General features: G+C 44.0%; 8 protein-coding genes. 6 read left to right on the top strand and 2 right to left on the bottom strand.

Annotation, left to right across the window (positions count from 1 at the left end):
- The 5 genes from VF500_RS28205 to VF500_RS28185 all read left to right on the top strand — a co-directional run.
- A partial coding sequence (locus VF500_RS28205; protein WP_330862851.1) for an FAD-dependent oxidoreductase occupies nucleotides 1-587 on the top strand: 587 nt, incomplete at its 5' end.
- A gap of 10 nt (nucleotides 588-597) precedes the next feature.
- Complete coding sequence (locus VF500_RS28200; RefSeq protein WP_330862850.1) at nucleotides 598-1,569, top strand: ABC transporter ATP-binding protein; 972 nt, start codon at nucleotides 598-600, stop codon at nucleotides 1,567-1,569.
- Nucleotides 1,562-3,133: an ABC transporter permease/substrate-binding protein gene (locus tag VF500_RS28195; protein WP_330862849.1), complete on the top strand. Its 1,572-nt coding sequence runs from the start codon at nucleotides 1,562-1,564 to the stop codon at nucleotides 3,131-3,133. The genes VF500_RS28200 and VF500_RS28195 overlap by 8 nt, the downstream gene beginning before the upstream one ends.
- Before the next feature lie 5 nt (nucleotides 3,134-3,138).
- Nucleotides 3,139-4,290, top strand: a complete 1,152-nt coding sequence (egtB, locus tag VF500_RS28190) for an ergothioneine biosynthesis protein EgtB (RefSeq protein WP_330862848.1) — start codon at nucleotides 3,139-3,141, stop codon at nucleotides 4,288-4,290.
- Between the two features lie 26 nt (nucleotides 4,291-4,316).
- Nucleotides 4,317-5,306: an L-histidine N(alpha)-methyltransferase gene (locus VF500_RS28185; RefSeq protein ID WP_330862847.1), complete on the top strand. Its 990-nt coding sequence runs from the start codon at nucleotides 4,317-4,319 to the stop codon at nucleotides 5,304-5,306.
- A 93-nt stretch (nucleotides 5,307-5,399) separates the two neighbouring features.
- Here the strand turns inward: VF500_RS28185 and VF500_RS28180 are convergent, their stop codons facing one another.
- Nucleotides 5,400-6,221, bottom strand: a complete 822-nt coding sequence (locus VF500_RS28180) for a phytanoyl-CoA dioxygenase family protein (protein ID WP_330862846.1) — start codon at nucleotides 6,219-6,221, stop codon at nucleotides 5,400-5,402.
- A gap of 124 nt (nucleotides 6,222-6,345) precedes the next feature.
- On the opposite strand from VF500_RS28180, the gene VF500_RS28175 reads away from it, so the two are divergent.
- Complete coding sequence (locus VF500_RS28175; RefSeq protein ID WP_330862845.1) at nucleotides 6,346-7,239, top strand: AraC family transcriptional regulator; 894 nt, start codon at nucleotides 6,346-6,348, stop codon at nucleotides 7,237-7,239.
- 84 nt (nucleotides 7,240-7,323) lie between these two features.
- On the opposite strand, the gene VF500_RS28170 is transcribed toward VF500_RS28175, so the two are convergent.
- Nucleotides 7,324-7,980, bottom strand: coding sequence for a response regulator transcription factor (locus VF500_RS28170; RefSeq protein ID WP_321556040.1), 657 nt, complete (start codon nucleotides 7,978-7,980; stop codon nucleotides 7,324-7,326).
- Nucleotides 7,981-8,111: the final 131 nt, after the last annotated feature.

Genomic DNA, 8,111 nt, shown 5'->3' with positions numbered 1-8,111 from the left:
TGGTAGCCATTGGCCGCAAGCCGCAAACGGAAGCATTAAACCTGCCGGCTGCGGGGATCGAAACAGATGAGCACGGCAATATCAAAGTAAACGATAAGCTGGAAACCACTGCTGCCGGCGTTTATGCGCTTGGCGATGCAAAAGGAGGCCCGGCATTTACGCATATTTCTTATAACGACTATACCATTGTTTACCGTAACCTGTTTGAAGGTACAAACTACAATATAAAAGACCGCCCGGTGCCTTACTGTATGTTTACCGACCCTCAACTGGGTAGGATCGGGATCGACGAAACGGAAGCGAAAAAACAAGGCATCAAATACAAAGTGGCCAAACTGCCTATGGCGCATGTGGCCCGAGCCATTGAAACCGGCGATACTCGCGGCTTTATGAAAGCTATTGTTGATCCGGATACAAAAAAGATCCTGGGCGCTACCGTACTTGGTCCAGAAGGCGGCGAGATCATGACCGTGCTGCAAATGGCTATGGAAGGCGGCATAACTTACGATAGGATCCGTTATTGCGTTTTTGCCCATCCGCTATATTCCGAATCGCTGAACAACCTTTTCATGACCCTTGGGGATTAATCCGGAGCGCATGATAAAGGTTGACAGGGTAAGTAAGCATTTCGGAGGGGTTAAAGCGGTTAATGGCGTATCTTTCGAGGTAGAAGACCACGAAAACCTCATCCTGTTAGGTACCAGCGGCTGTGGTAAAACTACTACGTTAAAAATGATCAATCGGCTTATTGAGCCAACAAGCGGCGCTATTTACATTGATGGTAAAAACATCCTGGAGCAGCAGTCTGAAACCCTGCGTCGCGGAATTGGCTATGTGCTGCAAAATAATGGCCTGTTTCCGCATTATACCGTTGCACAAAATATTGCGGTGGTGCCTAACCTGTTAAAATGGGATAAGCAAAAAACGGAAAAACGTACAGCCGAGTTGATGGAGAAACTCCACCTTGACTCGTCATATCTCAACATTTACCCCAATGAGTTGAGCGGTGGCCAGCAACAGCGTATTGGCCTGGCCAGGGCATTGGTGTCTGACCCGCCGGTGTTGCTGATGGATGAGCCTTTCGGGGCGCTGGATAATGTTACCCGCTCAAAAATTCATGCCGAATTTAAAGCGCTCGATGAGCTTAAACGCAAAACCATCATCATGGTAACCCACGATGTGCAAGAGGCTTTTGAATTGGGCGACCGCATCTGCCTGATGGATAAAGGCAAAATTGTGCAGAATGGCACGCCTACAGATTTATTATTTAAGCCGAAAAATGAATTTGTAAAAGACTTTTTGAAAGAGCAAAGGTTACTGCTGGAACTTAAAACAATTACCCTTAGATCGCTTTGGCATTTACTTTCAAACGAAGAAATAAAAGGGGTCGAGCCTGGGATACTGGTTAATAACAAAGATAATTTATGGGCGGTTTTGGAAAGAACTACATTTTTTAATGCTGAACGCCTAAACATAATGGATCTGGAGAATAAGGAATTGAAGACTGTATCTTTTGAATCTTTAATGTCGGCTTTTTATCAATATCAGAAACGCGACAGAAATGAATGAGCAGCAGCAAACCTTATGGCAGTTTATGCAGCAGCAGTCCGGCAAATTGCAGGAACAAACCCTGCAGCACATCGGGCTTACCTTTATTTCGCTCTGCATTGCTGTACTGGTAGGCTTGCCGCTGGGGATCCTTATTGTTCGCAGAAAGCAACTTGCTGGTATTGTTTTAGGTATTGCAGGGGTGCTGCAAACTATTCCCAGTATCGCGCTGCTTGGTTTTATGATCCCGCTTTTGGGTATCGGTCCTAAACCGGCTATTGTTGCCCTATTGTTATATGCTTTGTTGCCGATTATTCGCAATACCTACACCGGCATTTTAGGGGTGGATGCGGCAGTTAAGGAAGCGGCTGTAGCCATGGGGATGAGCAAATGGCAGATCTTGTTTAAGGTAGAATTGCCGCTGGCCATGCCTGTGATATTCACCGGTATTCGCACTGCTACAGTGATCAACGTTGGGGTTGCAACGCTGGCTTCGCTCATCGCTGCCGGTGGATTGGGAGAGTTTATTTTCGGCGGGATCTCACTTAATAATACCAATATGATATTGGCAGGTGCAATCCCATCTGCGCTGTTGGCCGTTATTTTCGATCTGTTGCTGTCAATGGTGCAAAAGATCAGCTTTAAAAAGCTGAAGCGTGTTATATATGTATTCCCGGCATTGCTCATAACATTATGCTTGTTCTATATTGTCCCCGCAAAATCAAAAGGAAAACTTACCGCTGGTTTTACGCCCGAGTTTATGGGCCGGCAGGATGGCGACCTCGGCCTCCGGAGTAAATACGGCTTGAAGATCCATACCATCGTGATCAGCGATGCGGTGATGTACAAAGCAGCGTTTGAAAAGCATCTCGACGTGATCAGCGGATACTCAACCGATGGGAGGCTAAAAGCGTATGACTTGGTTGTGCTGGATGACGATAAACATATTTTTCCGCCATATTATGCTACTCCCATAGTGCGGGATGACGCGCTTCAAAAATTTCCTGACCTTGAACAGACATTAAACCTGTTGTCAGGAAAAATAAATGATTCAGTCATGACGGTTTTAAATTACCGTACCGACTATCTTCACCAAAGCCCCGAAAGGGTTGCTAAGGATTTTTTGGTGGCCAATAAATTGTGGCGGGCAGAGCGGGGTGGGAGCGATGGCATGGTGCGCATAGGTTCAAAGATTTTTGGCGAGCAATACATCCTGGCTAATATGTACAGCATGCTGATCAAGGGTTACACAGATCATGAGGTATCGACCAAAACAGGCCTTGGCGGCACTAAAATTTGCTTTGATGCGCTAACCAATAACCAGATAGATTTTTATCCCGAGTATACGGGTACAGGTTTGCTGGCAATTTTACAGGCATCGCCAAAAACAGTTAATGAAGTAGCAATAAACAGGGATAGCACATATAATTATGTACAGCGCCAGTTTGAAAGTAAATATCAAATAAAATGGCTCAAGCCAATTGGCTTTAATAATGCCTACGCTTTAATGATGAGGCAGCAGCAGGCAAAGCAATTGGGTATTAAAACAATTTCAAACTTAAAGCAGTTTTTGGATAGTAAGTAATATCAATGGATTTAATAGCCCGGTACAAAGAGGTACGCCAGCGTACAGAAAAAATTTGCTCGTATTTGCAAACGGAAGACTACGTGGTACAGCCCGTGGTGGATGTTAGTCCGCCGAAATGGCATATCGGGCACGTTACCTGGTTTTTTGAAACTTTTATTCTCAAGCCCTATTTTATGGGCTACCAGGAATACAATCCCGATTACAACTATGTTTTTAACAGCTACTACGAAACTGTTGGCACACGGGTGATCCGTACCGATAGGGGCAACCTGAGCCGCCCTACGGTTATTGAAATTTACAGTTACCGCAAATATGTTGACGAGGCCATGGAAAGCTTTTTGTTCGGCGAGGTAAGTGGCGATGTTAAAGAGTTGCTTATCCTCGGTTTTAACCACGAAGAGCAGCACCAGGAGCTTTTAATGACCGATATTAAATTCATATTGGGCCACAATCCGCTGTTTCCGGCCTATAATAAAAACTACACCGCTCCGCATATTGACGAGGGGGGAGATGATGCCTTTATTAACATGGATGAGGGCATTTATGAGATAGGCTTTAACGGTGATGGATTTTGTTTTGATAATGAGCTTAACCGCCATAAGGTATACCTGAACGCTTACGAGGTAAGCCCTAAACTGGTTACCAATGCCGAATACCTGGAATTTATTAATAGCGGTGGTTATCATGATTTTAGGCACTGGCATGCTGAAGGTTGGGATTGGGTAAAAACCAATAAAGTTGAGGCACCTTTGTATTGGCATTTAATAGATACTGAACGGCATAACTATACTTACCACGGTTTAGAACTTTTGCATTTAAAAGAGCCGGTTACCCACATCAGCTATTTTGAAGCCTATGCGTACGCCTCATGGAAAGGCTTAAGGCTGCCAACGGAATTTGAGTGGGAAGCAGCGGCTTCGAAATTTAACTGGGGCCGCCGCTGGGAGTGGACAGAAAGTTCATACCTGCCTTATCCGGGTTTTGCCAAAGCGCCGGGTGCTATTGGCGAATATAATGGTAAATTTATGGTTAACCAGAAAGTGCTGCGCGGCGCGTCAGAAGTTACGCCTCCAGGTCATAGTCGTGCAACTTATCGCAATTTTTTTCAAACAAATTTACGCTGGCAGTTTACTGGCATAAGACTTGCGAAGTAAATTGACACAAAAACACCACCATCTCTATGAACCAAGCCTTTACACCAACAGCCATAAATTGTGACATAAGTGCCGAAAACAGGCAGTTTTATGCCGACGTTATAGCAGGGTTGCAATCGGAACCCAAGCACCTTAACTCAAAATATTTTTATGATGCCAATGGCGATAAGCTGTTTCAGGAGCTCATGAACTGCCCGGAGTATTATCCAACCAATTGCGAGCTGGAGATTTTTTCGGAAAAAACTGCCGAGATCTGCGATGCGCTGATTGCCGATGGTGATGCTTTTGACCTGATTGAGCTTGGTGCCGGTGATGCCATGAAATCGACGTATCTGCTTAGGTACCTGTTGGAAAAAAAGGCTGATTTTACTTACCTACCTATAGATATCTCAGATAATGTAATCTCGTACCTTAACATAACCCTGCCGGTAACCTTGCCGGGGTTGAAGATCACCGGGCTTAACGGCGAATATTTTGAGATGTTGAATAAAGCGGCAGCTATTTCACCGAGACGTAAAGTGGTGCTGTTTTTAGGTTCAAACATTGGCAATATGCCCATTGACGGAGCCATTGAATTTTGCCGCGAGCTAAGAAATAACCTGTCGGAGGGAGATATGGTATTGATAGGCATGGACCTGAAAAAAGATCCGAGGGTTATCCTTGCCGCCTATAACGATAAAGATGGCATTACCCGCGAGTTTAATCTCAACCTGCTTCGCCGCATTAACCGCGAGCTGCATGCCGACTTTGATGTGAGTAAGTTTGAACATTATCCAACCTACGATCCAGAAACCGGGGCCTGCAAAAGCTACCTCATCAGTTTGCAGGATCAGCAGGTAACCATCGGCAACGAAAAAATAGATTTCAAAAAAGATGAATACATCTACATGGAGATCTCCCAAAAATTCACCCTGATGCAAACCGATCAGATAGCCATAAACACAGGCTTTCAGCCGGTAGGGCAATTTTTCGATACCAAAAAATGGTTTATCGATGCGGTATGGGTGGCAGCGTGACCGCTGATTAGGAGTGATTACGTTGATTTCGCTGATACTTTAACAAGCTCAGAAAAATCAACGTAATCAGTGTAATCAAAAAGCATCAACGGTTCAGAGCACTTTCGGATTCAATTCAGAATCTATCAGCCCGCCGATAGGTTTGCCCATCAACCATTTATGGTGATCATTTTTTTGCCATTCGTTTTTGTAGGGGGTGATGCGGGCGCCATCGGCTACGTAAATGATGGTCATCACCTCGCGCATTTTATTTGAGTTATTGCCCGGTGCATTGTGGATGGTAAAGCCCCGGTGCCAGGTGGCATCGCCAGCCTTCATGGTTTTGGCGCGGGTTATCTCAAATCCCTTCTCTTTAACATAATCATCAAAGGCCGATTCGGACTCGTCAGAAATTTCGGTGTTAAACACGGCGCCGTTAACATATGAGCCTGAGGCAAAGGTTAGCATGCCCATATTTACATCAATATCAATCAGCGGCATCCAAAGGGTTACGGTGTTATTGGTGTCGATAGGCCAGTAGTACTGGTCCTGGTGCCATGGTGTAGGGCCGCCGCCAGGTTCTTTAAACAGGGCCTGGTCGTGATAAATGCGTACGTTTTCAACCCCCATCAGGTCGGCGGCAATTTTGGCCAGGCGTTTGGCCATTACAAAAGTTTTAACATCTTCATCAACCTGCCACAGGTTCATGATCTGTAAAAAGGCTTTACCATAGGTGTCCCGTTCTTCCAGTTTACGCTTTTCGGTATTGTACCTGTCGGCAGCGCCAACAATTACAGGGCGATAGGCAGCAATTTCATCTTTTGTAAGCACTTCGTGTACAAGGGTATGGCCTTTTTCACGAAATTCATTAATATTGTGGTTGGATATTTTTATAAAATTATCAAGTACCGGTAAATGAGCGATCTGTGTATTCATAGTTTTTAGGTTTATATTTCAAAGTAAGGTTAACTTTAGTTGAAAAAAAATGAAATGAATGGTACATTTATGGGTGATTTTATCCGTAATTTGAATCGGGGTTTTATTTACGTTAAAATATGCAATGATAAAAGCGTCGTACGAAGTTCTTCAGCCTACAAATACGCAGTCATTTCTTATCCGGAAATTTGACAAGCTGGCATTTGATGCCCCTTATCATTTCCACGAGGAATATGAATTGACGTGTATTATCAGCGGTTCCGGCAAGCGCTATGTTGGCAGCCATATGGAGGATTTTGCGTCCGGCGATCTGGTTTTGCTTGGTCCTAATCTCCCGCATTGCTGGAAACTGGAGCCAAATGAAACAGTGCTTCGCGAAGCAAGCGCCGTAGTGATCCAGTTTAATGATGCTTTTTTAGGCGAAGAGTTTTTCAACAAATTTGAGCTTCAACTCATCAAAAAACTTTTTCAGCAAAGCGGATGCGGGGTTTCATTCTATGGTGAAACCTGCGCCGAGGTTAAAAAGTTGTTACTTGGCCTGGTTGAGGAAAAAAGCAATTTCAGGATGCTGATAGGTTTGCTGGAGATATTGCACCGCATGGCTTCGTCAGAAGAGTATACCCTGCTTGATCAGCACCGCATTATAGGCGAACGTTCCAATACCGAGCGCGAGCGGATCAACCCGGTATTTGCCTACCTGGTCGACAATTTTAGAAAACACGTGTCGTTAGATAAAGCGGCCAGTATTGCTAATATGACCCCGAATGCTTTTTGCAAATACTTTAAAAAAGTTACCCGCAAAACATTCATGGAAACTATAATTGAGTATAGGCTTAATTACGCCATACAGCAACTGGTGCAAACAGATAAGCCTATTTCAGAGATCTCGTTTGAGAGTGGTTTCGGCGATGTGTCTCATTTTTATAAAATGTTTAAAGCCAAAATGAACCTGAGCCCGCTTAACTACCGCAAAAGGTTTATGCGCAACCTGGCAGGCGATAAAAAGCTGTCGGCGTAATTATTAAGTACTAAGTCGAAAGTCGTAAGTCCGAAGTTTTGCTCCTCTTTTTTAGACTTAGAACCTGTAACTCACGACTATAGACTAAGTGACATTGATAATGCCGCGTTTAATGGCATAAATAACTAATCCCACTAAATTTTTTGAGCCGGTTTTTTCAAATAGCCTTGCGCGGTAGCCTTCGACAGTGCGTACGCTCAGGAAGATTTTATCTGCTATCTCCTGGTTGGAGCATTCCTGGCAAACCAATTTAAGCACTTCAATTTCGCGCTCGTTAAGGTCGGTTTTGTTATTGGGGATATTATCGGCCTGGTCATTGCCTACCAGTTGTTTGATGAGTGTTATGGACAGGTGCTCGTTAAAATAGAAGCCCTTGTTGTAAACGGTAGATACGGCCTCGATGATCTCTTCCGGTTCGGCATTTTTAAGCAGGTAGCCCGATGCGCCGGCTTTCATCATATCCACAATATATTTGTCTTCGTTAAACATGGATAATGCCAGGATCTTAATGTCCTTAAAATGCTGGTGAACATGAGTGGCGGTTTGGATGCCATCCATCTCGGGCATTTTAATATCCATTAATATAACATCAGGGGTTTTGTCTGTTAATAAGCCTATCAGCTCTTTTCCGTTTGAAGCTTCGAGTACCAGCTCAAAATCCCCGCAATCTTCAAGGGTAGCTTTTAAACCATTTCTGAAAATTTTATGGTCGTCTACTATACCTAATTTAATTGGGCCCATTGGTTGCTTTCAAAATTCAAATAATTAATAAATATAGGCTATTGATTTTAACTATGCTACTTTTAATTTAATGATTGTGATTGCCCCGCTAAGCGGTTTGCTGTATGTATTTATTTCACCGTTAATGAGTT

The organism is Mucilaginibacter sp. (genome assembly GCF_036383575.1).
Taxonomy (GTDB): Bacteria; Bacteroidota; Bacteroidia; order Sphingobacteriales; family Sphingobacteriaceae; genus Mucilaginibacter.
Note: the sequence above shows the minus strand (reverse complement) of the source record. Positions and strands in the feature narration are given on the sequence as shown.

Bases quoted from the DNA above. Each gene is read 5' to 3' on its own strand.
- VF500_RS28200 (WP_330862850.1), top strand. From the start codon at position 598: ATGATAAAGGTTGACAGGGTAAGTAAGCATTTCGGAGGGGTTAAAGCG.
- VF500_RS28195 (WP_330862849.1), top strand. From the start codon at position 1,562: ATGAATGAGCAGCAGCAAACCTTATGGCAGTTTATGCAGCAGCAGTCC.
- egtB (WP_330862848.1), top strand. From the start codon at position 3,139: ATGGATTTAATAGCCCGGTACAAAGAGGTACGCCAGCGTACAGAAAAA.
- VF500_RS28185 (WP_330862847.1), top strand. From the start codon at position 4,317: ATGAACCAAGCCTTTACACCAACAGCCATAAATTGTGACATAAGTGCC.
- VF500_RS28180 (WP_330862846.1), bottom strand. From the start codon at position 6,221: ATGAATACACAGATCGCTCATTTACCGGTACTTGATAATTTTATAAAA.
- VF500_RS28175 (WP_330862845.1), top strand. From the start codon at position 6,346: ATGATAAAAGCGTCGTACGAAGTTCTTCAGCCTACAAATACGCAGTCA.
- VF500_RS28170 (WP_321556040.1), bottom strand. From the start codon at position 7,980: ATGGGCCCAATTAAATTAGGTATAGTAGACGACCATAAAATTTTCAGA.